The sequence below is a fragment of the Achromobacter sp. ESBL13 genome, from assembly GCF_036668755.1.
In the GTDB taxonomy this organism is placed as follows: Bacteria; Pseudomonadota; Gammaproteobacteria; order Burkholderiales; family Burkholderiaceae_B; genus Achromobacter.
Genome location: NZ_JAZEVT010000009.1, coordinates 94894 through 120914, shown reverse-complemented (window position 1 = coordinate 120914; position 26021 = coordinate 94894). Strand labels below are relative to the sequence as shown.

Genomic DNA, 26021 nt, shown 5'->3' with positions numbered 1-26021 from the left:
CGCGCATGCGAAGGCGGTGCTGGGCGACCGCCTTCGCCCTGTTTGTTTTCGGGCAGGCGGCGGCCCAGGGCGATACCCCCCCGGCCGACCGCCTGCGGCAAACCGCCAGGGCCGACTACGTCCTGCAATGCGCGGGTTGCCATCGCGTGGACGGTCGTGGCAGCAACCCGCACGGCATTCCCGATTTTCGGCAATCGGTGGGGGCATTCGTGCATTTGCCCGCCGGGCGCGAGTATCTGGTCCGAGTGCCGGGCGCCGCGCATTCGCAGCTGAGTCATGCCGAACTTGCCGACGTGCTGAACTGGGTGCTGACCGAATTCAGCCCGGCCCAGTTGCCGGCGGATTTTGTTCCCTATAACGAAGCGGAAGTGGCGGCTGCACGGCCGCGCCGCTATGACGATGTGGTGCCCGTTCGGCATGAGCTGGCCAAGGCGTTGGCGTTAAGGGGGTTCACCTTGTCTGATTATTCTTACGGTAGCGACAGAAAGCCCTAGTCCGGACAATTTTTAGGGGTTGTCACCGATACTCGCCCGTCAGGCGTGGTGCTAGAAAGAGGCAGCATCCATCCACCGAACGCTGTAGCTGTGCCACGGAGCTGGCCGATCCAGGCACAAAAGGCACGCCGTTTCCAGACGCCGGAGTCGCCATGTCATCGTCCTTGTTGCGCAGCACGCCCCGTCATTTTCTGGATTGCGCCAGCTGGCAGGAAAGCATCAGCAGCACCTTCGTACCCTTGGAAGTATCGGCGGTATCTTCCGCGCGTTTTTGCAATAGCGTGGCGGTGGATTCGCTGGGCTGGATGCACGTCAGCGAATTGCGCAGCAGCGCGCAGCGCGTGCGCCGCAGCAAGCTGCTGGCGGGCCAGTCCGAGCAGGCCGGCTACAAAGTCACGCTGCAATTGTCGGGGCGCAGCGAAATTCGCCAATCCAGCCGCAACGCCTTGCTGACGCCGGGTGAATGGAGCATCTACGACACCACGCGCCCCTACGAGGTTGACGTTGATGAGGGCGCTCATTTCCTGGTGATGCAGGTGCCGGGCAAGCATGCCCAGACCTGGCAGCCACACATGCAAAACGCGGTGGCGCGCAGCTTTAGCGCGCGGCAAGGCTGCGGCCGCATGGCGATGGATCTGCTGCGGGTGGCGCTGAACGAACACGCCCATCTATCGGAAAGCGCCGCGCGCGACGCCGCCAACGCGGTGCTGCAAATGATGGGGCTGGATATCAGCGAGCGGACGGGCGGGCAGGTCGATCAAGACCAGGTAGGGGTCAAGCAGGCGCAATTGCGGCGCGTTCAGCAGTACATCATGGAAAATCTGCACGATCCGAATCTGTCGCCGGTCTCGACGGCGGCGGTGTTTCGGATGTCGCGCCGCTATCTGTACAACCTGTTCGCGCTGGCGTCGACGACGCCGGCCGAGTTCATTCTTGGCGCCAGGCTGGAACGCAGCCGCGACGTGCTGCGCGATGCCTCGCAGGCGGCGCGGCAGATCGGTGATATCGCGTATCGCTTTGGGTTTTCAGATGCGGCCCGCTTCAGCCACGCTTTCCGCAAGCGCTTCGGCGCGTCGCCGTCAGAATATCGGCGGGAAGGGCGTTGAAAGGCAGAGCCGACGGTAGAAGGCAGGGGCCGATGGCGCAAGGCGCGGCCGGTATTTACAGCTGCTCTTCGTTGATCAGGTCTTCTTTGCCGTAGAACTTCACGCCGATGTGAATGCGGTCGCGCCCTTGCGCGCGGCGATGGCGGTTGGTATCGCGCAGCGAATACACGCAGCCGCAATATTCCTGCTGATAGAAGTTCTCGCGCTTGCTGATTTCGATCATGCGGGCCGAACCGCCGCCTTTGCGCCAGTTGTAGGTCCAGTAGATCAGGTCGTCGTAGCGGGCGGCGGCGCGTTCGCCGCAGCCGTTGATCTGGTTCATGTCTTTCCAGCGCGAAATGCCCAACGAGCTGGTGATGGTGTCAAAGCCGTGCTCGTGTGCATACAGGGCTGTGCGCTCAAAGCGCATGTCGAAGCAGGCGGTGCAGCGTTCGCCGCGCTCGGGGGCGTCTTCCATGCCCTTGACGCGGTCAAACCAGTTATCCATGTCGTAGTCGGCGTCGATGAATTCGATGCCGTGCTGCTCGGCAAAGCGAATGTTCTCCTGCTTGCGGATCTCGTACTCTTTTACCGGATGGATGTTCGGGTTGTAGAAGTAGATCGCGTAGTCGATGCCGGAAGCCGTCATGGCTTCCATGACTTCGCCAGAACAGGGCGCGCAGCACGAGTGCATCAGCACTTTGCTACGGCCGGCGGGAAGGTCAAGCTTGGGGCGGACGAGTTCGGACATGGCGTGCACGGGAAAAAGACGAAAAACGCCTTATTTTACCGCGAGTTGCCGTGCCCGGCCGGCGCTCGGGCCAAGACCGGGGCCATCACGCGGCCATCACGCGACCCTCACGCGGCTATCACGCGGCTATCACGCGGCTATCACTTAGGGGCGCCCAGGCTGTAACCCCGGACGTCACCCCGGCTGTGCCCCCGTCTTTGAGCCCGACATCGGCCCCGACATCGGCGCCATAACCGAGTCCCACAGCTCGCGCACCGCCGTGCGTTCCTCCACCAGTTGATCCGGCCCCACGCGCGCCTTTTCCACGCCCTGCATGCGCAGCTGGTGCTGCACGCGGCGCAAGGTGCGGTAGGCGTCTGCCGCGCGCGCGGCCAGCTCGGGCGCGATTAGCCCGGCTTCGCCCGCCAGACGCAACAGCGTGATGTTGCCCAGGTTCTTCACAAACACCGGGTGCGTTCCCGCATAGCAAAGCACCAGGTACTGCGTCACGAATTCCACGTCGACCATGCCGCCGCGGTCGTGTTTCAAATCAAACTGCTGGCTGGTGTTGGGATGGCCGGCGTTGATTTTCTCGCGCATCGCCAGCACTTCGTCGCGCAGCGCAGCGGGGTCGCGCGGCTGCACCAGGATCGCTTCGCGGATGGCTTCGAAACGGGCGCCCACGTTGGCATCCCCGGCGGCAAAGCGCGCGCGGGTCAACGCCTGGTGTTCCCAGGCCCAGGCATGCTTGTGCTGATATTGCTCGAACGCTTCCATGGAAACGGCCAGCAGCCCGGCGTCACCATCGGGCCGCAGGCGCAGGTCCACTTCATACAGCCGGCCCGACGAGGTCATCGTTGACAGCCACGACGTCATGCGACGGCCCAGCTTGGCATAGACCTCGGCGGCGTCCTCGCGCGGATCGTCGAACAGAAACACCAGGTCCAGGTCGGATGCATAACCAAGTTCCTTGCCGCCCAGCTTGCCATACGCGATGACCGCGAATCGGGGCGGTTCGCCTTCCAGCTTGTTCACCAGCGGCCAGGCGCGGCGAATGGTTTCGGTCAGCAGCAGGTCGGCAAGCGCCGACAATTGGTCGGCCAGTTTTTCAACCGTGAGTTCGCCTTCCAGATCCTGCGCCAGCAACTGGAAGCTGGCTTGGCGCTGTACGTCGCGCATCAGGTTCATCTGGCGTTCGATGTCCGGCGAGCCATCGGGCAGCCGGCAAGCGTCCAGGTCGGCGGTCAGTTGGCGCGCGATCTGCGCGAAGTCCAGCGGTTGGAACAAGGTGCGCCAGTCAATCAGGCTATCCAGCAGCAACGGGTGCTGCGTCAGGTACTGCGCCGCCCACGGGCTGGCCGCCACCATGCGCGCCACGCGCGCCAGGGTGTCGGGGTATTCGGCCAGCAGCGCCAGATAGGCGCTGCGCTGGGCAATTTTTTCGATCAGGTCAAACAGGCGCACAGCGGCGTTCAGCGGTGCCGGGGTCTGCCGCGCGGCGCGCAGCGCGGCGGGCAGCAGCGTTTCCATGCGGCGGCGGCTGCTCTCGGGCAGGCTGCGCACGCGATGGCTGCCCAGCAGGGTCTCGGTACGCCGCAACAAATCTTGGGCCTCGTCGCCGAAAGCCTGGCGGATCTGCTCGGCCAGTTCGCATTCGTTGTCGGGTTCTTCGGCGTCGTCGGAGGCGTCGCCGGACGTGCCGGTGTCCTCGGCGTCGCCCATGCCAACCATGCGGAATACGTTGCGGAACGTTTGCGAAACGAATTTGCGGTGCGCGGCCAGCGTGCTTTCAAAATCGTCATGGCTCATGCCCAGCGCAGCGGCCAGCGCGGCTCGGTGTTCCGGGTCGCCGGGCAGGAGGTGCGTTTGTTCGTCTTCGCGATACTGCAAGGCGTGTTCGGTACGGCGCAGGTAGCGGTAGGCCTCTTCAAGCCTGCGCGCGTCGTCCTCGGGCACCAGGCCCGCAACGCGCTCGGCGTGCAGCGCTTCCAAAAGGCCACGCTTTTGCAGGGCGGGCATGCGACCGCCGCGTATCAGTTGTGCCAGCTGCACCACGAATTCGATCTCGCGGATGCCGCCGTCACCCAGCTTGATATTGTTGGCGCTGTCGATACCGTTGCGCGCCATGGCGCGACGTTGCCAATCCTGCCGAATACGTTCGCGCAGCGCGCGCAGCGCGGCCAGCGCATCAAAGTCAAAGTACTTGCGATAAACGAACGGCACGCGCAGGCTTTCCAGCTGGCGGGCCTGCGCGGCACTGTCGCTGCCTTCAAAGGCCTGGGCGGGCATGATGCGCGCCTTTAACCAGGCATAACGTTCCCATTCGCGCCCCTGGCCGATCAGGTAGTGTTCCAGCGCATCCAGGCTCCAGGCTAGCGGGCCGGCGTCACCGTCGGGTCGCAGGCGCAGGTCCGTGCGGAATACCTGGCCGTTGGCATCCACTTCCGAAATCACCGGCATCATGCGTCGCGTCAGGCGGCCGTAGAACTCGTGGTGGCTGATGCGGCGTGGGCCATCGGTTTCACCTTCTTCGCCATACAGCATGATCAGGTCGATGTCCGAGGACACGTTCAGCTCGCACCCGCCCAGCTTGCCCATGCCGACAATCAGCATTTCCTGGGGCTTGCCCGAGGCCGGGTCGCGCGGCACGCCGTGCACGGCCGCCAGGTCGGTGGCCACGCTGCGGTAGGCTTGCGCCACCGCGATGTCCGCCAACGTGGTCATCGCGCCCACCACTTCTTCCAGATCGGCCTGCCCGGACAAGTCGCGCACAATCAATACGCTGAAGACGCGTTCGCGTAATTTGCGCAGCACCATGCGGCAGGTATCCACGGGCAGGATGTCCGGCGCATTGGGGCCGGCCAGCTCGGCCTGCCATTGCGCCATGCGGGCGGCCGTGACGGGCTGCTGCACGGCATCGGCAAGCCAGGCGGCCAGGTCGGGATGGGCGTCCAGTCGGCGGCGCAAATGACCGGACCAGGCAAGGGCGGGGGCAAGCAAAGAGGGCGAGGACATGGCGTGGGGGCGGCAGACGAATGGACGCGTTTCAGGTATAAGTGGGGACGATACCGCAAGACATATTCTCCTGCCCACCGATCCGTGTCTGTTTCAAAAAAAGCCCCCGTGCCGCGCACGCGTAGCGTGCTCTGCTGCCTGTTCTGGGCCGCGCTGATCATCTATGGCGTGGTGGCGGTCGGCTTTCTAAGCGTGCGCTATTGGGTGCTGCCCCGTGTGGGCGAATGGCGTCCACAGATTGAAGCGTACGCCAGCGAGGCGCTGGGCGCGCGCGTCACCATCGGGGACATCAAGGCCGAGTGGCAGGGCCTGAACCCCCGCCTGGACCTGACATCGGTTCAAGTGGTGGACGACAGCGCCACGCCGGTTCTGTCCCTGCCTTCCGTATCCGCCGTGCTGGCGTGGCGCAGCGTGCTGACCTTGTCGCCCCGTCTGGTGCGCTTGCAGGTGCGCAAGCCTGAACTGACCCTGCGCCGCGATCCCGATAATCATCTATGGGTGGCCGGCCAGAACATCGACCTGAATGCCAGCGACCATCGGTCCGATCTGGACCACCCCGCGTTGCGCTGGCTGGTGCGTCAGCGCGAATTGGCAATTAGTGACGCGACCATCATCTGGCAAGACGATCTACGGCGCGCGCCCGCGCTGCCGTTGACCGGCGTCGATTTTCTGATGCGCAACGGCAGCCTGTCGCATCGCTTCGTGCTGCGCGCCTCGGCCGGCGATGCGCTGGCGCGCAAGGTTGAACTGCGCGGCGAATTCAATCGCAGCCTGTTCGCGGCCAACTCGTCCAACCCCGCCAGCTGGAGCGGCCAGCTTTATACAGAGCTTGATGACGTCGAACCGCAAGCGTGGGCGCCGTGGGCACCGGCCCCGGTCATCTCCGGCCGCATTGCCGCCCGCGCGTGGCTGCAACTGGAGCGCGGCAAGTTCACCGATCTGACGACCGACGTGGCGGTGCGCGGGGTGAATTGGGCGGCCTCCAAGGACGGCACGGCAGTACGCGGCGCCTCGGCGCAATTCCGTTTGCAGGGGCTGCCCGGCGATTTTTTCCAGGTTGAAGGCGTGCCGTTGGCGCGCAGCCCGGGGGCGGCCGATGTGTCGCTGAAGGGCGCGGCGCAGCACCTGCAAGTGACGCTGCCGGGCGTGTTCCAGGAACCTACCCTGGTCGCGCGTGAATTGGCCGTGGACGCGCAGGTGAAAGGGCCCGATGCGAAAAACTGGTTTGTCGACGTGGCCGGCCTGCACGTGGTGAACGACGACCTGGACGTGCGCTTGCAGGGCCAGTGGAAGCGCGAAGGCAAGACAGCGGCCGGCAGCGTCGACATGCGCGGCACGATGGTGCGCGGCGCTATGTCGGCTATCCACCGCTACCTGCCGCTTGAGGTAAACGCCGACGCCCGGGAATGGCTGGCCGTAGGCTTGCCCGCCGGGGAAATGCGGTCGGCCTCTATCTTGCTCAAGGGCGACCTGGACGATTTCCCGTTCGCCGCGCCCAACGCAACGGGCGAATTCGTCATCGCCGGCGCCTATGCGGGCGCCAAGGTCGATTACGCGCCTCCCGGCCAGCGACGCAAAGGCTGGCCGATGTTGGAGAATCTGTCCGGCAACTTCCGTATCGACAAGGTCAGCCTGAAGCTGGATAGCGCAGGCGGTGCCACCGCGCGCACCGGACCCGGCCAGACGCTGAATATGGGGGCCGTGACCGCCACCATTCCCGACATGGACCAGGGCGCGGAATTGTTGCTCAACGGCGAGACGTACGGCCCGGTGTCGGCCTATCTGGCGATGGCGGCCAATTCCCCGCTTGGCGGTCTGTTGGACGGCGCGCTGGACGAGGCGCGCGGCACCGGTGACTGGCGGGTGCCGCTGAAGCTTAAGGTGCCCTTGTTGAACACCGACGACACGCAGGTGCAGGGGCACATCCTGTTCTCGGACAACAGTTTTACCTTCATGCCGGAAATGCCCTTGCTCAAGGACATGCACGGCGATCTGGAATTCTCGGAAAAAGGGGTGCAGACCAAAGAACTGCGCGCGCAGTTCCTGGGCGGGCCGGTGAAGATTTTCGGCACCCTGGCGCAGAACTCGGACGCGCTTCAGTTTGAAGGAGCCCTGACGGCGGGCGGATTGACGCAGTTGGGCAATATGCCTTCGATGTCGCGCTTTTCGGGCAAGACGGCCTACAAGGGGCGGCTGGGTTATCAGAAGGGCGGATCGGTCGAGATCTCGATGGAATCGAATCTTTCGGGCATGGCCATCGACATGCCGGCGCCCGTGGGCAAAGCGGCGTCGTCATCGCAATTACTGAAATTGCAGTGGGGAACGGCCCAGGACCGCGGCTCAAAAGACCGCCGCTGGCTGACGGCCAGCCTGGGCGAGAACGTCAACGCGCTGTTCGAGCGCGACCCTGCTGATGGGGCGCCGTCTTACTTTGCCCGGGGCGCATTGGGCATCGGCCGGCCCGCCAGCTTGCCGGAACGCGGAATGAGCCTGAACGCCAGCCTGCCAGGACTCGACATGGACGGCTGGGAAGCCGTGGTGGACGGGTTCGACACGCCGGCGGGCAAAAGCGGCGCCAAGAAAGCCGCGCAAAAACCGGTATTCCCGCCGCCTGAACGCATCAGCCTGGCCACCGGCATGTTGCGCACCAGCGGCTACACGCTTAATGACCTGACGCTGTATGCCATGCGTCCCGGGCCGTCTCAGTGGCGGGTGGACATCCAGTCGCGCCAGGCGACCGGGTCATTGGAATGGCAGGAGGCCTCGGGCGCAATCGCGGGCCAGATCAAGGCGCGAATGAAGCACCTGGCGTTCGGCGGCGAGGGCGACACGAACGAAGCCGACAAGGCCCTGGCGTCCGGCAACGACTTGTCCGATATTCCGGCCATCGACCTGCAAGCGAAGGAGTTCTTTCTGTATGGCAAGAACGTAGGCGAGCTTCAGGTGGTGGGCACGAACCTGGCACGCGGGCGCCAGTGGCGGCTGGACAAACTGACGATCACCAACGATGCCGCCAACCTGAACGCCACCGGCACGTGGCGGCTGGAAGGACCCGATCGGGGCCTGAGCGTGGACGTCAACGCCAACTTCGTGGACCTGGGCAAGTTCATGAACCGCATCGGCTTCGAGAACGTCGTGTCGGGCGGCTCGGGCACCGCGCAAGGCAAGGCAACCTGGCGCAATCTGCCGTGGACGCACAAGGTGGCGGATGTGGCGGGCGAGGTCGATATCAGCCTGGACAAGGGCCGCTTCATGCACGTGAATTCCCGTACCGCCCGGCTGCTGGAATTGTTGTCGCTGCAATCGCTGCAACGTCTGGCGCGGCTGGATGTCAACCCGACCAACCTGCTGCGCGACGGGTTCCCGTTCGATACCATCCGGGGCCGCGTGAAGATGGCCGACGGCAAGATGTCCACCGAAGGCTACAAGATCAACGGGCCCGTGGCGGCGATTGTTCTGGCGGGCGGCGTGAACATCATCAGCGAACGCTGGGACTTGAAGGCGGTGGTGATCCCCAACCTGGATGCCAGCGGGGCGGCCATGGTGACGGCGCTGGCCGTGAATCCGCTGATCGGCCTGGGCGCTTTTGTCACGCAATGGCTGCTCAAGCAGCCGCTGGCGCGCGCAATGACGATGGAATATTCGGTGACGGGTAACTGGGACGATCCGCAGATCGAGCCCATCGAAGCCGCGGGCAAGTCGGGCGACAAGTCGGGCGACAAGTCAGGCGACAAGTCAGGCGACAAGCCGGCAGACAAGCAGACGCCGCGCCCCTTCACGGCGCCAGCCCGGGGCGCCATGCCGGAATTCATCGAACATTAGCGCCAAGCCAGTGCACTGAGCCCATAAAAAAACCGCCTGTATGCAATGCAGGCGGTTTTTTCTTTGACGCAGGGCGCCGGCTTACCGAATGTCGGCTTACTTCTTCTTCATCATGTCGAAGAATTCGGCGTTGGTCTTGGTGGCACGCATTTTGTCCAGGATGAACTCCATGGATTGCACTTCGTCCATGTCGTGGATGAACTTGCGCAGCACCCACACCTTTTGCAGCAGGTCGGGGGCAATCAGCAGTTCTTCGCGGCGCGTGCCCGACTTGTTCAGGTTGATGGACGGGTAGACGCGCTTTTCAGCCAGACGACGCTCAAGGTGGACTTCGGAGTTGCCCGTACCCTTGAATTCTTCGTAGATGACTTCGTCCATGCGGCTGCCGGTTTCAATCAGCGCCGTACCCAGGATGGTCAGCGAACCGCCTTCTTCCAGGTTACGGGCGGCGCCGAAGAAGCGCTTCGGACGTTGCAGGGCGTTGGCGTCCACACCGCCGGTCAGCACCTTGCCGGAGGCCGGCACAACGGTGTTGTAGGCGCGGGCCAGACGGGTGATCGAGTCCAGCAGGATCACGACGTCCTTCTTCATTTCGACCAGGCGCTTGGCCTTTTCGATAACCATTTCAGCCACTTGCACGTGGCGCGTGGCGGGTTCGTCAAAGGTCGACGCCACCACTTCGCCGCGCACCGTGCGCTGCATTTCGGTCACTTCTTCAGGGCGCTCGTCCACCAGCAGGACGATCATGACGGCGTCCGGGTAGTTGGTGGTGATGGCATGCGCGATGTGCTGCATCATCACCGTCTTGCCGGACTTGGGGCTGGCGACGATCAATCCGCGCTGGCCCATGCCGATCGGGGCGAACACATCCAGGATGCGGCCCGTCAGGTTCTCTTCGCTCTTGATGTCCCGTTCCAGGCGCATCGTGCGGTTCGGGTGCAGCGGCGTCAGGTTTTCGAACATGATGCGATGCTTGATCGCTTCGGGCGCCACGCCGTTGACCTTATCCACCTTGACCAGCGCAAAGTAGCGTTCGCCGTCTTTCGGCGTGCGCACTTCACCTTCGATGGAATCGCCGGTGTGCAGGTTGAAACGGCGGATCTGCGAGGGCGAGATGTAGATGTCGTCCGTGCTGGCCAGATACGAGGTCTCGGGCGAGCGCAGGAAACCGAAGCCGTCAGGCAGGACTTCCAGAACGCCGTCGCCAAAGATCTGCTCGCCTTGCTTGGCGCGCCGTTTCATGATGGCGAACATCAATTCCTGCTTGCGCAGGCGGTTGGCGTTCTCGATTTCCAGGCCAGCGGCCATTTCGAGCAGCTGCGAAACGTGCAGCGCCTTCAGTTCGTTGAGGTGCATCGCGGTGAATGTGGGGGAAAAGTAAAGGAGGGTTCTGGCGGCGCGCCACGGACGGGCTCGCGCGGTATTGAATGAGCGCCGCCTCCAGGGCGGCGCCTTCGTTCACAGCACGCAGTTTACAACGCGCCGTCCAGGAATGCAGTGAGTTGCGACTTCGACAGCGCGCCAACTTTGGTGGCGGCGGCTTGGCCGTCTTTAAAGAGCATAAGGGTGGGGATGCCGCGGATGCCGTACTTCGTGGCGGTACCCTGGTTTTCGTCCACGTTCAGCTTCGCGATCGTCAGGCGACCTGCGTACTCGGTGGCGACTTCTTCCAGGATCGGGGCAATCATCTTGCAGGGGCCACACCAGGCAGCCCAGTAGTCCACCAGCACCGGCTGGCCGGATTTCAACACATCGGCATCGAAGCTTGCGTCACTGACGTTCTTGATTTGGTCGCTCATGATGGTGATTCTCGGTTCGGCAGCAAAAGGCGCGTAAAAAGGAACGCGCCTTGCCGTTGTTCTTGTATGTGGAATGGATTAAAGCATACCACTGTCAATAACAACAGGCATACCACTGTTAATAACAACAGGGTTTGCTGGTTTTGTGTAGGATGTTGCGGCGCAGTCGTTTGTGATCCGGGCATTGAAGCCCTGACGCGCTGGCTGTGACTGTCATCATCCTACCGAATTCGGAGTTGGTCAGGTCGTGCGCAACCCACCGGGAGCCGCGCAGAATCTAGGCTTATCCGTAAAATGTCGGTTTTTTTCCACAGATGTTGGGGATAACTTGGCCACTCCACGTTACACCGAGGCGTCCATTCGCGTCCTGAAGGGGCTGGAGCCCGTGCGCCAGCGCCCGGGCATGTACACCCGCACCGAAAACCCCCTGCACGTTGTGCAGGAGGTCATTGATAACGCCGCAGACGAGGCCTTGGCCGGCTACGGCAAACAGATCCAGGTCACGCTGCACAGTGATGGCAGCGTGTCCGTCGAGGATGACGGCCGGGGCATCCCCGTCGGCCTGCATCCCGAAGAAGGCGCGCCCGTCGTCGAATTGGTCTTCACCCGCCTGCACGCGGGCGGCAAGTTCGACAAGGCGGGCGGCGGCGCCTATGCCTTCTCGGGCGGGCTGCACGGGGTGGGCGTTTCTGTCACCAACGCGCTGGCGACCCGGCTTGAAGTCGTGGTCTGGCGCGACGGCGCGGTCAACCGGCTGGTGTTCAAGGGCGGCGACGTTGCTGAACCCCTGGCGCCGTACGACCAGGGCGGCCGCAAGAAATCGGGCACCCGCGTGCGCGTCTGGCCCGATGCCAAATATTTCGACAGCCCCAATATTCCGCTGGGCGAACTGACGCACCTGTTGCGTAGCAAGGCCGTGCTGCTGCCCGGCGTGAAAGTCACGCTGGTCAACGAGAAAAGCGGCGACACCAAGACGTGGCAATACCAGGATGGCCTGCGCGGTTACCTGGCCGAAGCGCTGACCGGCGCCGAATTGATGGTGCCGTTCTTCGAAGGCCAGCAGTACGCCGGGGCCGACCACGAGAACTTTGCCGAAGGCGAGGGCGCCCAGTGGGTTGTGGCCTGGACCGAAGACGGCAACGCCGTGCGAGAGTCCTACGTCAACCTGATCCCGACACCGGCCGGCGGGACGCACGAGTCCGGTCTACGCGAAGGCCTGTTCGGTGCGGTGAAGGGCTTTGCCGAATTGCACAGTCTTTTGCCCAAGGGCGTGAAGCTGTTGCCCGAAGACGTGTTCGCCCGCGCCAGCTTTGTGCTGTCGGCCAAGGTGCTGGACCCGCAATTCCAGGGCCAGATCAAGGAACGGCTGAACAGCCGCGACGCCGTGCGTCTGGTGGGCGGCTTTGCCAAGAGCGCGCTGGATCTCTGGCTGCACAGCAACGTCGAATACGGCAAGAAGCTGGCGGAGCTGGCAATTCGTCAGGCACAGGCGCGCCAGCGCTCGGCCCAAAAGGTTGAAAAGCGCAAGAGCTCCGGCGTGGCCGTGCTGCCCGGCAAGCTGACCGATTGCGAATCCAGCGACGCCAGCCGCACGGAAGTGTTCCTGGTCGAGGGCGACTCCGCGGGCGGGTCCGCCAAGATGGGGCGCGACAAGGAATTCCAGGCCATCCTGCCGCTGCGCGGCAAGGTGCTCAATTCCTGGGAAGTGGACCGCGACCGGCTCTTTGCCAATAACGAAATCCACGACATTTCCGTTGCGATCGGCGTAGACCCCCACGGCCCCAACGACACGCCGGACCTGTCCGGCCTGCGTTATGGCCGCATCTGCATCCTGTCGGACGCTGACGTCGACGGCTCGCACATCCAGGTCTTGCTGCTGACCCTGTTCTACAAGCACTTCCCGAAACTGGTGGAAGCTGGCAACGTGTTCGTGGCCAAGCCGCCGCTGTTCCGGCTGGATGTGCCCGCGCAGGGCAAGCGCCCGGCCCGCAAGATCTACTGCCTGGACGAAGGGGAACTTGAAGCCGCGCAGGACAAGCTGCGCAAGGAAGGCGTGCGCGAAGGCGCCTGGTCGGTCAGCCGCTTCAAGGGCCTGGGCGAAATGAACCCGGAACAACTGTGGGAAACCACCATGAATCCGGACACGCGCCGCCTGCTGCCCGTGGGTTACGGCGATCAGACCCCCGAAGACACCACCCGCATGTTCGACATGCTGATGGGCAAGGGCGAATCCTCGCAGCGCCGCGCCTGGATCGAGGAAAAGGGCAATCTGGCAGAGTTGGACATCTGATGACGTCCACCTTGCCTGACCCCGCCTCCGACTCCGCTCGCATGACCGTCGACATGACGGCCGACGACTACGCCGAGTTCGCCGCCTATGTATACAGGCGGCCCGAACTGCGTCGGCGTCGGTATCGCTCGCACCTGCGCTTTGGCGTGCTGATGATCGTGGCGCTTTTTGCCTACCTGGTCTGGCAGACCTGGGACGGCAAGGGGCCCAACTGGTCGCAGATGCTGCCTGTGTATTTCGAGGGGCTGGCGGTGGGCCTGGGCATTCTGGCGCTGTTGGCGCTGGCGTATGAATTCGTCCTGCCGCCGCTGGTGCGGATGAACACGCGCCGCATGCTCAAGAGGCAGCCCGACGACCTCTTCCTGGGACGGCATCAGCTGGACTTCGGCCCGGACGGCATTCTGGATACCACCGGCAGCGCTTCCGGCCGGATGGAATGGTCGGATATCCGTCGCGTCGAGGAAACGCCGCAGCACCTGTACGTCATTCTGGGCACCTTGCAAGGCGTGATCATTCCCAAGCGCGGCCAGGATGCCGCCACGCTGGCAGCGGTGCGCGCCCAACTGCGCGCGCACGTCGCCGATACCCAGCTGGCCCCGTCCGCGTAAAGGCGCATTGGCGCCGTTTCGATGAAATTGTCTACCTGAATAACCATGACCGACAGCAATCAACCCGGCCTGTTCGACCCCACCCCGCCCGATGGCGATGGCGATGCCAATGCCGCCATCACGTTGGCGCGCTACGCGGAACAGGCTTATCTGGACTACGCGGTGTCCGTGGTGCGCGGCCGCGCCTTGCCCGACGTGGGCGACGGGCAGAAGCCCGTGCAACGCCGCATCCTTTTCGCCATGCAGGCGATGGGGCTGGCCGCCGGCGCCAAGCCGGTGAAGTCCGCGCGCGTCGTGGGCGACGTGCTGGGTAAGTACCACCCGCACGGCGACCAGGCCGCCTATGACGCCATGGTGCGCATGGCACAGGACTTCTCGCTGCGTTATCCGCTGATCGATGGCCAGGGCAACTTCGGTTCGCGCGACGGCGATAACGCCGCCGCCATGCGATACACCGAGGCGCGCCTCACGCCCATTGCCAAGCTACTGCTTGATGAGCTGGACGAAGGCACGGTCGACTTCGTGCCTAACTACGACGGCAGCCAGCAAGAACCCCAGATGCTGCCCGCGCGGCTGCCCATGATGCTGCTGAACGGCGCATCCGGCATTGCCGTGGGCATGGCCACCGAGGTGCCGCCGCACAACCTGCGCGAAGTGGCGCAGGCCTGCGTGGCGCTGATCAAGCAACCGCAATTGCCCGACGCCGAATTGCACGCCATGATTCCCGGCCCCGACTTTGCCGGTGGCGGCCAGATCATCACGCCGGCCGCCGATATCGCGCAGATCTACGGCGCGGGGCGTGGGTCCCTGAAGGTGCGCGCGCGCTGGCAGTTCGAAGAAATGGCGCGCGGCCAGTGGCAGCTGGTCATCACCGAATTGCCCCCGGGTACGTCGGGCCAGAAGGTGCTGGAAGAGATCGAGGAAATCACCAATCCCAAGGTCAAGTCCGGCAAGAAGAGCCTGACGCCCGAGCAGACGCAGGCCAAGGCCATGATGCTGAATCTGCTGGACGCCGTGCGCGATGAATCCGGCAAGGATGCGGCGGTGCGCCTGGTCTTCGAACCCAAGACCTCGCGCGTGGACCGTGACGAATTCGTCAACACGCTGCTGGCGCAGACCAGCATGGAAAGCAGCTCGTCGATCAACCTGGTGTGTATCGGCACCGACGGCCGGCCGCGCCAGAAGGGCCTGCGCGACATCCTGGTCGAATGGGTGGCGTTCCGCACCAATACCGTGGTGCGGCGCACGCGTTTCCGCCTGGACAAGGTCACCGACCGCATCCACGTGCTGGAAGGCCGCATGCTGGTCTACCTGAACGTGGATGAAGTCATCCAGACGATCCGCGAATCCGACGAGCCGCGCGCGGCGCTGATGGAACGCTTCAAACTGTCCGAGCGCCAGGCCGAAGACATCCTGGAAATGCGCTTGCGCCAGTTGGCTCGCCTTGAAGGCTTCAAGATCGAGCAGGAACTGGCCGACAAGCGCAAGGACCAGATTTCGTTGCAGGAACTGCTGGACAATCCGACGACGCTCAAGCGCCTGCTGATCAAGGAAATCGAGGCCGACGCCAAGCAGTATGGCGACGACCGCCGCACGCTGATCGAAACGGCCGAACGCGCCGTGCTCGAAACCAAGGTGCTGGACGAGCCGGTGACGGTGATCGTGTCGCAAAAGGGCTGGCTGCGCGCGCGTCAGGGCCACGGCCACGATGCCGCCCAGTTCACCTTCAAGCAGGGCGACGATCTGTACGGCGCCTTTGAGTGCCGCACCACCGACACGCTGATCGCCATGGGCGACAACGGCCGGGTGTATTCGGTGCCGGTGGCGGGCTTGCCCTCGGCCCGGGGTGACGGCCAGCCGGTCACGACCATGATCGATCTGGAGTCCGGCACGCGCATTGTCCACACGATCGCGGCCGCGCCCGAATCTCGTTGGCTGTTGGCCACGCGCGGCGGCTATGGCTTTGCGGCCAAGCTGTCCGACATGGTCAGCCGCCAGCGCGCCGGCAAGCAGTTCATCACGCTGGAAACCGGCGATGAAATGCTGCGCCCCGTGCCGTTGTTCGACGGCGCCACGCAACTGGCGCTGCTGTCGGCCAAGGGCAAGTTCCTGGTGTTCGGGCTGGACGAATGCAAGTCCTTGTCGGGCGGGGGCCGTGGCACCATCCTGATGGGCCTGGACGCGTCCGACAAGCTGGATCAGACGGTGCCGATCGGCGCTCGCGGCCTGCGCGCCACGGGCATCTATCGCAACAAGCTGACCGAGGACATCCTGGTGGGCGCTGCGCTGGCGCCGTATGTGGGCAAGCGCGCGCGCAAGGGTCGTCAGCTGGACGTGCGTCCCAAGCAGCCGGTCCTGTCGCCCGTGCTGGGGTAAGGCCAAAGGCCATGCCCGGGCGCGCGCCCATGACTCACGCCGCAGCGCATGCCATGCCCGCCAGCCGCTTGGCGCACGTGGATGCGCTGCGCGGCTTTGCGCTTTTCGGCATCCTGGTCGTGAACATCGGCGTTTTCTCGTCGCCTTTCTACGGCGCGGGCATGGCCGACCCGAACTACTCCCGCCCGCTGGACCTGGCGGTGCGCTGGCTGATCGCCTGCCTGTTCGAAACCAAGTTCTATCTGCTGTTTTCCTTTCTGTTCGGCTACAGCTTCACGTTGCAGATGGCGGCGGCTGAACGCAGCCACGCGGCCTTCGCCCCGCGCTTTCTGCGGCGGTTGGGGGGCTTGGCCATGCTGGGCGCACTGCACGCCGTGCTGTTCTATCAAGGCGATATCCTGCTGACCTACGCCTTATTGGGTTTGGGCTTGCTGGCGTGCCGCCGGATCGCACCCCGGCATGCACTGCGCACCGCGCTGTGGCTGATCGTGCTGGCCGCAACGGTGTGGGGGGTGCTGGGCCTGCTCAGTTTCCTGGACCCTGTACCCACCGGCTACGAGGCGCGGTATTGGGCCGACGCGCTGGCGTCTATCGAGGCGTATCGCGGCACGATCGGCACAACAATCGCCCAGCACATCAAGGAATTGACGACGTCGGTGTGGTTCATGGTGCTGTTCGTGCAAGGGCCGTTTGTGTTCGCGATGTTCCTGGCCGGCTACGCGCTGGGCCGGCGCCAGGCGCTGGCCGACCCCTGGCGGCAACCGCGCGCGCTGTGGTTGCTGTGCGCGTTCGGCTTGCTGCCGGGCCTGGCGGGATCTGCGTTGTATGCGACCTCGTCCCTGCCGTTTGCCGGTGCCGCCTGGGAATTGCCCGGGCTGGCGGTGGACTTGCTGACGGCACCGCTGTTAAGCATGTCGTACGCCGCCGTGTTTCTGCTGGCGATCCGTACCCGCGCGGCTGGTGGCTTGGGGGCGTGGCTGGCGCCGGCCGGGCGGATGGCGTTAAGCAACTATCTGATGCAGTCGGTCGTTTGCGCGTTCCTGTTCACCGGCTGGGGCCTGCGCCTGTTTGCGTCGGTGTCGCCGCTGGCGACCGTGGGCATCGCGGTAGCCATATTCGCCGCTCAGCTGCCGTGGTCCGCGTGGTGGTTGAAGCATCACGCTTACGGCCCTGTGGAGTGGTTTTTACGCGCACTGACCATCGGAGCATTGCCGCCGTGGCGGCGGGCGCGCGCGGGCTGATTGGCATACCGGCTTACTCGTTGCGGCGGACCGCGTTTAGCGCGGTATCGATGGCGCCAACCAGACGTTCGGTCAATTGGTCCAGCTCGTCATCGGAAATGATGAATGGCGGGGCCAGCAACACGTGGTCGCCTTGGCGCCCGTCAATGGTGCCGCCCATCGGGTACACCATCAGCCCCTGGGCCATGGCTTCGCGCTTGATGCGTGCATGTAGCGCCAAGGCGGGGTCGAAGGTCTGCTTCGTGGCGCGGTCTTGCACCAGCTCAATCCCCATGAACAGGCCTCGACCACGGATGTCACCCACGTGCGGATGCTGGCCCAGCGCCTGCTCTAGCCGTTGCCGCAAGCCCGCGCCTTGTTCGCGCACGCGTTGCAGCAGCTTGTCGCGGCGGATCACCTCTTGTACGGCAAGCGAGGCGGCGCAGGCGATGGCGTGGCCCAGATACGTGTGCCCGTGCTGAAAGAAGCCGCTGCCTTGCTGCATGGCGTCCACGATGCGTTGCTGCGCCATCACGGCGCCAATGGGCTGATAGCCGCCACCCAGGCCCTTGGCGATGGTGATCAGGTCGGGCACGACGCCTTCCTGCTCCACCGCGTACAGCGTGCCCGTGCGGCCCATGCCGCACATCACTTCATCGGCAATCAGCAGCACGCCGTGGCGGTCGCAGACCTCACGCACGTGCTTGAAGTAGCCGGGCACGGCGGTGACGGCGCCGCTGGTCGCACCCACCACCGGCTCTGCCACGAACGCCATCACGGTGTCCGGCCCAAGCTTCTCAAAGGTCTGTTCCAGTTCCCGCGCCAGGCGTTCGCCGTACTGCTCGGCGCTTTCGCCGTCGCGTTGATCCCGATACGCGTAGCAGGACGAGACGTGTTCGACGTCGATCAGCAACGGCGCAAATTGCGCACGGCGCCACGCGTTGCCGCCCACCGCCAGCGCGCCCAGCGTGTTGCCGTGGTAGCTCTGGCGGCGGGCCACGATGTGGCGCCGTTGCGGCTGGCCGATTTCGACAAAGTACTGGCGCGCCATCTTCAGCGCCGCCTCGACGGCCTCGGACCCGCCCGACACGAAGTACGCGTGCGAAATGCCTTCCGGCGCGTCGGCCACCAGCCGCGCCGCCAACCGTTCGGCCACGTCGGTCGTGAAGAAGCTGGTGTGGGCGTAGGCCAGCGCATCGATTTGGGCGTGCATGGCGGCCTGGACGTCGGGGTGGTTATGTCCCAGGCAGGACACGGCGGCGCCGCCGGAGCCGTCCAGGTACGCGCGGCCGGCGCTGTCGCGGATCCACACGCCTTGGCCACTGACGGCGACTGGGGGCGTCTGGCGCAGGGAACGATGCAGAACGTGGGTGTGGCTCATGGCAATCCGTTTGGCAAAGAAAGGGTTGAAGTCAGCCGGGGCGGCGGGAAGTCGGGGCGGTCCAATAGATGTTGTCGGCGCGCAGACGCTGTTCCACTTCGGTCAGGCGGTTCAAGACGTCCGCGCCGCCGCGCGCCGTCAACCGGGCGATCAGATGTTCTGCCAAGCCAAGCAAACCGGCCGTGGTGTGAAAGAACGACCCCGGGCCTCGGCGGGCGGGACTAGCCTGCACGCCTTCGCGGTCGGGCGGGGCGAAGCGCAGCGTGTGGCGCGCGCCCACCGCCAACGGCGACAAGGGGTCGTCAGTCAGGGCGATCAGGGCCACGCCTCGTTGCGCCGCCTGGCGGGCGAGCTGCACGGTGGCGGTGGGATAGGGCGCCTGCGAAATCACGATGAGCGCGTCCTGGGCGGTAAGGCTGTCGGCCTGTTCGGCCGGCGCGCCGCCCAGGCCGTCGATCAGCACGCTGTTACGGCGCACCAGTTGATACGCGTAACGCATCTGAAACGCGATGCCAAAGGCGGATCGCGTGCCCAGAAAGCCCACCTGCCGCGCGTTCAGCAGGGTCTGGACGGCCGCGTCGAAGGCGGGCGCCGGGTTCAGTACACATACTGACGTCACCGCCTGCACCTGGTAGTCGGTCAGCACGTCGTGGCCTGGCGCGGCGGCATCGTCCGCCGCCGCTTGCAGCGCGGCGGCACGATCACGCAGGCCGGGCAGGGCAAGCCCGCTGTTGCCGGCAAGCGCTTGTTGAAAAGGCTGTCTAAATGCTTCGTAGCTGGAATACCCCAACGCCCGCGCCAGCCGCAGCATGGTGGCCGGCGCAACGCCCAGCGCCAGGGCTTGCCGCCGCATGGACCACAGCCCCACTTCCGCCGGATGCGCCGCCACCCAATGCGCTGCGCGTTGCAGCTCGGGCGGTAGTCCTTCCATTTTTTGCTGCAACGTCGCGAGGAGCTCGGAGGGCACAGGCATAGGGGTAAAGCGCGGGGTCGGCGACAAAAAACAAATGATATATCGATGGATTTGAATAAAACAAATGTTTTTATGTGCGCCTTTCTCAGTGGTGGTTCCGCATTTTCGGCCACGTCGGGGTAACCTTGAGCACGCAACTTGCTCCTCTCGCAAGTGCCCGAAGTTTGCTTATATCTTCTGCAAATCCGTGTTCATTTATTTACATCGTGCACGGGTTTTTTGTTTGACGCGAATACATCGGGCGCATATCATTCGTGTAGAAATGAATTTGACCGAACCTTTCTCTTCCATGACCAGCCCCGCGAACACTGATCCCTCCCAGCAGTACGATCTGCGCATTTTGCGAGCCCTGCGCCGCATCACGCGTTCGATCGCATTGCACTCGCGACAGTTGTCCGCGGTCAGCCATATCACTGCGCCGCAGTTGATGTGTCTGCGTACGGTAATGGCCAATGGCCCGATGACGGCCACGGCCATCAGCCGTGAAATGCATGTCAGCCCCAGCACGGTGGTTGGCATCCTGGACCGCCTGGAAGACAAGGGTTTGATCCGCCGTGAACGCGGCCGCGAAGATCGCCGCATTGTTTTCGTTACTGCCACGGACGCCGGGCGTGAATTGGCCCAAGGCGCGCCGTCTCCCTTGCAAAAGCACCTGGCCGACGCATTGAATGCGTTGCCCGAGCTTGAGCAAGCCACCATCACGCTATCGCTGGAACGCATCGTGGCGCTGATGGAACAGGAAGGCCAGGCAGTCGCAGCGGAACCGCACGGCGATGTATCGTCGCCCATCCTTGAAGTGCCCACGGGCGGGGCACCCCCAGAATCGGGAATCGTTGCATGAAGAAAAACGAACTGGATACCCCCCATCTCTCAAGTGCCGTGGCGCCGGCGGTTCGCGCGCAGACCCATACGATGCGTCTGCCCACCCGCAAAGACGGCGCCGCCATTCACCACCTCATTTCCGAGTGCCCGCCGCTCGACCTGAATTCCCTCTACGCCTACTTGCTCCTTGTTGAGCATTTCAGCGACACCTGCGTCATCGCCGAAAGTGCCGGCGGACGTATCGACGGTTTTATCTCCGCTTATGTGATCCCGACCCGACCCGACGTGTTGTTCGTCTGGCAGGTTGCGGTGCACACCCGCGCACGCGGCCATCGGTTGGGCCGCGCCATGCTTCGCGAACTCTTGCAACGCAAGGGGCTCGAGCATGTTCGATATCTTGAAACCACGGTGGGGCCTGACAACCAGGCATCGCGCCGCAGCTTTACCGGCCTGGCCGGCGAGCTTGGCGCCCACGTTTCCGAACAGCCGTTCTTCGACCGGCAATTGTTTGGTGGCGCGGACCATGACGACGAGATGTTGTTGAGGATAGGCCCGTTCGCATTGCCTGCCCCGTAGGGCAGCGCAACCCCAGCGGACTTATCGAAATTACCGGGATGGCAGTGCCTGTCCGAATGCGTTCGCCGCATCCGGAGGGATCGTGCCGTCTATTCAACTTATGAGATGAAAAGGGAGGATTGATCATATGGACTTGAAAATCTTTGACCGGATGGAATCCGAAGTGCGGGGCTACATTCGGTCGTTTCCCGTGATATTCAGCCAGGCCCGAGGCTCGACGCTGATCGACGAAGACGGCACCGAGTACATCGATTTCTTCAGCGGCGCAGGCACGCTGAACTACGGCCACAACAATCCTGTTCTCAAGGAAAAGCTGCTGGAGTATGTGCAGGCGGACGGCGTCGTCCACGGCCTGGACATGGCGACCAGCGCGAAGAAGCGTTTCCTGGAGACGGTGGATCGCGTGCTGCTCAAGCCGCGCAACTGGCAATACACGCTGCAATTCACCGGCCCCACCGGCACCAACGCCGTGGAAGCCGCGCTGAAGATCGCGCGCCAGGTCAAGGGCCGTTCGAATGTGATTTCATTCACGCATGGTTTTCATGGTGTCAGCGGCGGATCGCTGGCTGTGACAGCCAACATGAAGTTTCGCGAAGCGTCGGGCTATGCACTGGGCAACACCACGTTCATGCCCTATGACGGCTACTTCGGTCCCGACGTGGACACGATGGCCTACCTGGAACGCATGCTGGAAGATCCCAGCAGCGGCATGGACAAGCCCGCCGCCGTCATCGTTGAAACCGTGCAGGGCGAAGGCGGCGTCAACGTTGCCACGCTACGCTGGTTGAAAGAGCTGGAAAAGCTGTGCAAGCGCCACGACATGCTATTGATCGTGGACGACATCCAGGTGGGCTGCGGTCGTACCGGCACCTTCTTCAGCTTTGAAGCCGCCGGCATCCGCCCGGACATCATCACGCTGTCGAAGTCGCTGTCCGGTTTCGGCCTGCCGATGTCCTTGGTGCTGATGAAGCCCGAGCTGGACATCTGGAAGCCCGGCGCGCACAGCGGTACGTTCCGTGGCAACAACCTGGCGTTCGTCACCGCCACGCAAGCCTTGGAAACCTACTGGGCCAACACCGCGTTCACGGCTGACATCCAGCGCAAGGAACGCACGGTGCGCGACTGGCTGGAAAACCTGGTGCACAGCTATCCCAACGCCGGCCTGTCGGTGCGTGGCCGTGGCCTGATCCAGGGCCTGGTGTGCAACACCACGCCCGCGCTGGCCAACCGCATCGCGCAGCAGGCATTCAAGAAGGGCGTCGTCATCGAGACCTCGGGCGCGCATGACGAAGTGCTGAAGTTGCTGCCGGCGCTGACGATCGAAGAGGATCTGTTGAGCAAGGGCCTGGACATCATCGAGGCCAGCGTGGCCGACGCGCTGGCAGAAGAAGGCCAGTCCGCCCGCATTCTTAAATTTGGAGGAAAACGTCAATGATCGTACGCAATGTCAAAGATGTGATCGGCACCGCCGACGAAGTCCGTACCGACACCTGGGTCAGCCGCCGCGTGCTGCTCAAGAAGGATGGCATGGGCTTTTCCTTCCACGAGACCACCATCTTTCCCGGCGGCCGCACGCACATCCACTACAAGAACCATCTTGAAGCGGTGTGGTGCATCGAAGGCGACGGTTCCATCGAGACCATCGCCGACGGCAAGAAGTATGACCTGGGCCCCGGCGTGGTCTACGCGCTGAACGAGAACGACGAGCACTGGCTGTGCGGCGGTAAAGAGCCGCTGCGCGTCATCTGCGTCTTCAACCCCCCGCTGACCGGTCAGGAAGTGCACGACAAAGAAGGCGTCTACGCCTTGCCTGAAGCCCAAGCCAAAGCGGCTTGATATAAGGAGGTTCGCATGATCTCACCTGCAAAGGATCCGTACGCCTCCCGTACGGACCGAGGTTCCGCCATCATTGCCCGCCAGGACCCTGTGGTCTATGGCGACGGCAAGTACGCCAATGCCTTGTCGGGCGACCAGGTCGGACAGTATGAGCGTGATGGCTTCCTCTTGTTGGAAAACCTGTTTTCCGAAGAAGAGATCCGCGCGCTGTCCGCCGAGGTCGAGCGCATGACGCGCGACCCGTCGATCATCCGGCGCGAGGAATCCATCACCGAACCCGGCAGCAATGCCGTGCGCTCCATCTTCATGGTGCACGTGTTGAACCCCGTGCTGTCACGCCTGGTGCGCGATCCGCGCCTGGTCAACGTGGCGCGGCAGATCCTGGGCTCCGAGGTTTACATCCACCAGTCGCGCGCCAACATGAAGCCCGGCTTCAAGGGCAAGGAGTTCTACTGGCACTCGGACTTCGAGACGTGGCACGTGGAAGACGGCATGCCGTCGATGCGCGCGCTGAGCTGCTCGGTGCTGCTGACCGACAACAACGAGTGCAACGGCCCGTTGATGCTGGTGCCGGGCTCGCACCGCCAGTTCATCTCGTGCGTGGGGGAAACACCGAACGAGCACTACAAGCAATCGCTGAAAAAGCAGGAATACGGGGTGCCGGACCCGGTCAGCCTGCAATTGCTGGTAGAGCAGGGCGGCATTCGCTCGATGACGGCCAAGTCCGGTTCGGTGGTGTTTTTTGATTGCAACACCATGCACGGCTCGAACAGCAATATCTCGCCGTGGCCGCGCGCCAATGTCTTCATGGTTTACAACAGCATGGAGAACACCTTGAACCCGCCCAAGTACGGCTTGACGCCGCGTCCCGAACATATCGCGACGCGCAAGGGCTTCAAGGCGGTCACGCCGCTGGATACGCTGAAGCTGGTGGGCGGCTGATCCGCCGCATTCAGCCCGCCGACGCACAACCGCGGGCTGTGCATCACCACACCGAAACCCGGGCCTTGCCCGGGTTTTTTGTTGGGCGGCGCGGCGCCGAAAAATCGGACGATACCGGCGTCTGCTCTCTGCTATTCTTGCGCGGATTCCCCTCACGCCTAACCGATGCCGCCATGTCCGCCCGTATCCTGAGCTTGCACATTTACCCGATCAAATCCTGCGCCGGCATCGACCTGGCGGAGTCGCCCATCGACCGGGCCGGCCTGGCTTACGACCGTCGCTGGATGTTGATTGGCGCCGATGGGCAATTCATGACGCAGCGCCAATGGCCGGCAATGGCCTTGATCCGCACGGCGCTGACCGCCGACGCGCTTCGAATCAGCGCGCCGGGCATGCCCGATCTGGATGTGCCCTTGGATGAATCCGGCATCGAGCCCGGCGCGCAAGCCGTGGCGGTCTGGGCCGACACGATATCGGCGCGCCACGAAAGCGCCGCCACGGGCCAATGGTTTTCGGAATTCCTGAAAACGCCGTGCCGCCTGCTGAAGGTGGATAGCGCCGCCGCGCGCAATGCCAAGCCCGACTGGGTATCGCGCTGGGTGGATGCGCATCCCGATCTGGCGGATGCCTTCGTGGGCGAACATTACTTCGGCTTCGCGGATGGCTTCCCGCTGCTGATCGCGAACCAGGCGTCCCTGGATGACTTGAACGCGCGCCTGCAAGCCAAGGGCGTAGCGCCGGTGCCCATGGACCGTTTCCGTCCCAACATCGTCGTCCAAGGCGAATGGGAGCCCTTCGAAGAAGACCATACCGCCATGATCACGGCAGCGGGCGTCCGGATGGCGTTCGTCAAACCGTGCACCCGCTGCTCGATTCCCGACATCGACCAGCGCACCGCCCAGCAGCACGACGAGCCCGGCCGTACGCTGGCGGGTTATCGCAACCTGGATATCGGGGTGGTATTTGGCCAGAACGCCATTCTGGACGCGCCGGCCGGCGCGCGGTTGAAAGTCGGCGACGAGGTCGAGATCGAACTGGATTTCTGACCGGTCGCCGGACCGAGGCTGTCTTCGGCCACGCCGAAGACAGCGGTGCGGATTACGCCGAAGACAACTTCAGGCCGATCAGGCCCAGCACGATCAGCGCCACGCTGACCATGCGCATCCAACTGGTGGATTCCCCGAACAGCACGATGCCGGCCACAAAGGCGCCCACGGTGCCGATGCCCACCCATACGGCGTAGGCGGTGCCCAGCGGCAGTGTTTTCATGGCGACGGCCAGCAGCCACACGCTGATGGCCATGCCGCCCGCCGTAATCAGGGACGGCCAAAGGCGAGTGAAGCCATGGGTATATTTCAGGCCCACGGCCCAAACGATTTCAAACAGGCCCGCTAGCACCAGGATGATCCAGGTCATTGACGACTCCTTCTGTTGCGCTGCCGGCGTTGCGCCGGCAATAAGGGGTCGTCCCCGGATAAAAAAACACCGGTCGTTTGACCGTGCGCGGCAACGGGCCGTCCCGCTGCGGCAAAAATTATAGAATACCGGCTTCCAACGGCAAAACCGGATGCCGGGCATCACTTAAGCAACACGTCGCGGACCGGGCCGCGAACCAGGAATTTCCATCATGCAACGCATCATGCTGCGGGCAAAGCTACACCGCGTTACGGTCACCGAAGCCGACCTTCACTACGAAGGATCTTGTGGCATCGACGAAGACCTGCTGGACGCTGCCGGCATGCGCGAGTTCGAACGCATCGAACTCTACAACGTCACCAACGGTGAACGCTTCGACACCTACATCATCAAGGCGGCCCGCGACAGCGGCGCCATCTCGTTGAATGGCGCGGCGGCGCGCCGCGCCCAGGTGGGCGATCTGTTGATCATCTGCACCTACGGGCCGATGTCCGAAGAAGACTCCGCCAAGCACAAGCCGCGGGTCGTGCTGGTGGACGACGCGAATCGCGTCAAGGAAATTCGCAAGTTCCCGGCCTGAGGCCGGGCCGGGCAACGCGTCGTTCCGGCCTGGCCGGATGGCGCTTTCGTCAACCC

At 63.8% G+C, this 26021-nt stretch carries 21 protein-coding genes; 14 read left to right on the top strand and 7 right to left on the bottom strand.

Annotation, left to right across the window (positions count from 1 at the left end):
• Positions 1–5 precede the first annotated feature (5 nt).
• Both V6F88_RS27090 and V6F88_RS27085 read left to right on the top strand, forming a co-directional pair.
• Entirely contained in the window at positions 6–494 is a 489-nt protein-coding gene (locus tag V6F88_RS27090) for a c-type cytochrome (RefSeq protein ID WP_332613409.1), read from the top strand.
• 152 nt (positions 495–646) lie between these two features.
• On the top strand, positions 647–1600 hold the full coding sequence (locus V6F88_RS27085) for a helix-turn-helix domain-containing protein (RefSeq protein ID WP_332613408.1): 954 nt from the start codon (positions 647–649) through the stop codon (positions 1598–1600).
• A 55-nt stretch (positions 1601–1655) separates the two neighbouring features.
• Here V6F88_RS27085 and V6F88_RS27080 read toward each other — a convergent pair whose 3' ends face one another.
• Complete coding sequence (locus tag V6F88_RS27080) at positions 1656–2330, bottom strand: epoxyqueuosine reductase QueH (RefSeq protein ID WP_006218530.1); 675 nt, start codon at positions 2328–2330, stop codon at positions 1656–1658.
• Between the two features lie 174 nt (positions 2331–2504).
• The gene (gene glnE / locus V6F88_RS27075) at positions 2505–5324 is read right to left on the bottom strand and encodes a bifunctional [glutamate--ammonia ligase]-adenylyl-L-tyrosine phosphorylase/[glutamate--ammonia-ligase] adenylyltransferase (protein ID WP_332613407.1); all 2820 of its coding nucleotides are present in this window, start codon (positions 5322–5324) and stop codon (positions 2505–2507) included.
• 108 nt (positions 5325–5432) lie between these two features.
• Between glnE and V6F88_RS27070 the strand changes: the two genes are divergently transcribed.
• Positions 5433–9146: a YhdP family protein gene (locus V6F88_RS27070; protein ID WP_332613406.1), complete on the top strand. Its 3714-nt coding sequence runs from the start codon at positions 5433–5435 to the stop codon at positions 9144–9146.
• 96 nt (positions 9147–9242) lie between these two features.
• Here the strand turns inward: V6F88_RS27070 and rho are convergent, their stop codons facing one another.
• Together rho and trxA are read right to left on the bottom strand one after the other, a co-directional pair.
• Positions 9243–10502: a transcription termination factor Rho gene (gene rho / locus V6F88_RS27065; RefSeq protein ID WP_006218533.1), complete on the bottom strand. Its 1260-nt coding sequence runs from the start codon at positions 10500–10502 to the stop codon at positions 9243–9245.
• Positions 10503–10618: 116 nt separating this feature from the next.
• Positions 10619–10945, bottom strand: coding sequence for a thioredoxin TrxA (gene trxA, locus V6F88_RS27060; RefSeq protein WP_006218534.1), 327 nt, complete (start codon positions 10943–10945; stop codon positions 10619–10621).
• A 328-nt stretch (positions 10946–11273) separates the two neighbouring features.
• On the opposite strand from trxA, the gene parE reads away from it, so the two are divergent.
• Genes parE through V6F88_RS27040 form a run of 4 tightly spaced genes read left to right on the top strand, consistent with a single transcriptional unit; the run spans position 11274 to position 17460 of the window.
• Positions 11274–13235 carry a DNA topoisomerase IV subunit B gene (gene parE / locus V6F88_RS27055; RefSeq protein WP_046803714.1) on the top strand — a complete coding sequence of 654 codons (1962 nt, stop codon included), beginning with the start codon at positions 11274–11276 and terminating at the stop codon, positions 13233–13235.
• Positions 13235–13843 (top strand): YcxB family protein, encoded by a 609-nt coding sequence (locus tag V6F88_RS27050; protein WP_332613405.1) that lies wholly within the window; start codon positions 13235–13237, stop codon positions 13841–13843. Before parE ends, V6F88_RS27050 begins: the two co-directional genes overlap by 1 nt.
• Before the next feature lie 45 nt (positions 13844–13888).
• Positions 13889–16219 carry a DNA topoisomerase IV subunit A gene (gene parC, locus V6F88_RS27045; RefSeq protein WP_332613404.1) on the top strand — a complete coding sequence of 777 codons (2331 nt, stop codon included), beginning with the start codon at positions 13889–13891 and terminating at the stop codon, positions 16217–16219.
• 29 nt (positions 16220–16248) lie between these two features.
• Positions 16249–17460 (top strand): DUF418 domain-containing protein, encoded by a 1212-nt coding sequence (locus V6F88_RS27040; protein ID WP_332613403.1) that lies wholly within the window; start codon positions 16249–16251, stop codon positions 17458–17460.
• Positions 17461–17473: 13 nt separating this feature from the next.
• Here the strand turns inward: V6F88_RS27040 and V6F88_RS27035 are convergent, their stop codons facing one another.
• Both V6F88_RS27035 and V6F88_RS27030 read right to left on the bottom strand, forming a co-directional pair.
• On the bottom strand, positions 17474–18820 hold the full coding sequence (locus V6F88_RS27035) for an aspartate aminotransferase family protein (protein WP_332613402.1): 1347 nt from the start codon (positions 18818–18820) through the stop codon (positions 17474–17476).
• A 31-nt stretch (positions 18821–18851) separates the two neighbouring features.
• Complete coding sequence (locus V6F88_RS27030) at positions 18852–19793, bottom strand: MurR/RpiR family transcriptional regulator (protein ID WP_332613401.1); 942 nt, start codon at positions 19791–19793, stop codon at positions 18852–18854.
• Between the two features lie 289 nt (positions 19794–20082).
• Between V6F88_RS27030 and V6F88_RS27025 the strand changes: the two genes are divergently transcribed.
• The 6 genes from V6F88_RS27025 to V6F88_RS27000 all read left to right on the top strand — a co-directional run bounded on the left by V6F88_RS27025 (position 20083) and on the right by V6F88_RS27000 (position 25015).
• A complete protein-coding gene (locus V6F88_RS27025; protein WP_046803710.1) occupies positions 20083–20634 on the top strand; it encodes a MarR family winged helix-turn-helix transcriptional regulator in 552 nt (183 codons plus the stop codon).
• Positions 20631–21191: a diaminobutyrate acetyltransferase gene (gene ectA / locus V6F88_RS27020; protein ID WP_332613400.1), complete on the top strand. Its 561-nt coding sequence runs from the start codon at positions 20631–20633 to the stop codon at positions 21189–21191. Before V6F88_RS27025 ends, ectA begins: the two co-directional genes overlap by 4 nt.
• A gap of 127 nt (positions 21192–21318) precedes the next feature.
• Positions 21319–22626, top strand: a complete 1308-nt coding sequence (gene ectB, locus V6F88_RS27015) for a diaminobutyrate--2-oxoglutarate transaminase (RefSeq protein WP_104145719.1) — start codon at positions 21319–21321, stop codon at positions 22624–22626.
• Positions 22623–23027, top strand: coding sequence for an ectoine synthase (locus tag V6F88_RS27010; RefSeq protein ID WP_332613399.1), 405 nt, complete (start codon positions 22623–22625; stop codon positions 23025–23027). The genes ectB and V6F88_RS27010 overlap by 4 nt, the downstream gene beginning before the upstream one ends.
• A 15-nt stretch (positions 23028–23042) precedes the next feature.
• Positions 23043–23969, top strand: coding sequence for an ectoine hydroxylase (thpD, locus tag V6F88_RS27005; RefSeq protein ID WP_332613398.1), 927 nt, complete (start codon positions 23043–23045; stop codon positions 23967–23969).
• 173 nt (positions 23970–24142) lie between these two features.
• Entirely contained in the window at positions 24143–25015 is an 873-nt protein-coding gene (locus V6F88_RS27000) for an MOSC domain-containing protein (protein WP_332613397.1), read from the top strand.
• Between the two features lie 52 nt (positions 25016–25067).
• On the opposite strand, the gene sugE is transcribed toward V6F88_RS27000, so the two are convergent.
• The gene (gene sugE, locus V6F88_RS26995; protein ID WP_332613396.1) at positions 25068–25385 is read right to left on the bottom strand and encodes a quaternary ammonium compound efflux SMR transporter SugE; all 318 of its coding nucleotides are present in this window, start codon (positions 25383–25385) and stop codon (positions 25068–25070) included.
• Positions 25386–25596: 211 nt separating this feature from the next.
• On the opposite strand from sugE, the gene panD reads away from it, so the two are divergent.
• On the top strand, positions 25597–25965 hold the full coding sequence (gene panD / locus V6F88_RS26990; RefSeq protein ID WP_332613395.1) for an aspartate 1-decarboxylase: 369 nt from the start codon (positions 25597–25599) through the stop codon (positions 25963–25965).
• The last annotated feature ends 56 nt before the right edge of the window (positions 25966–26021 follow it).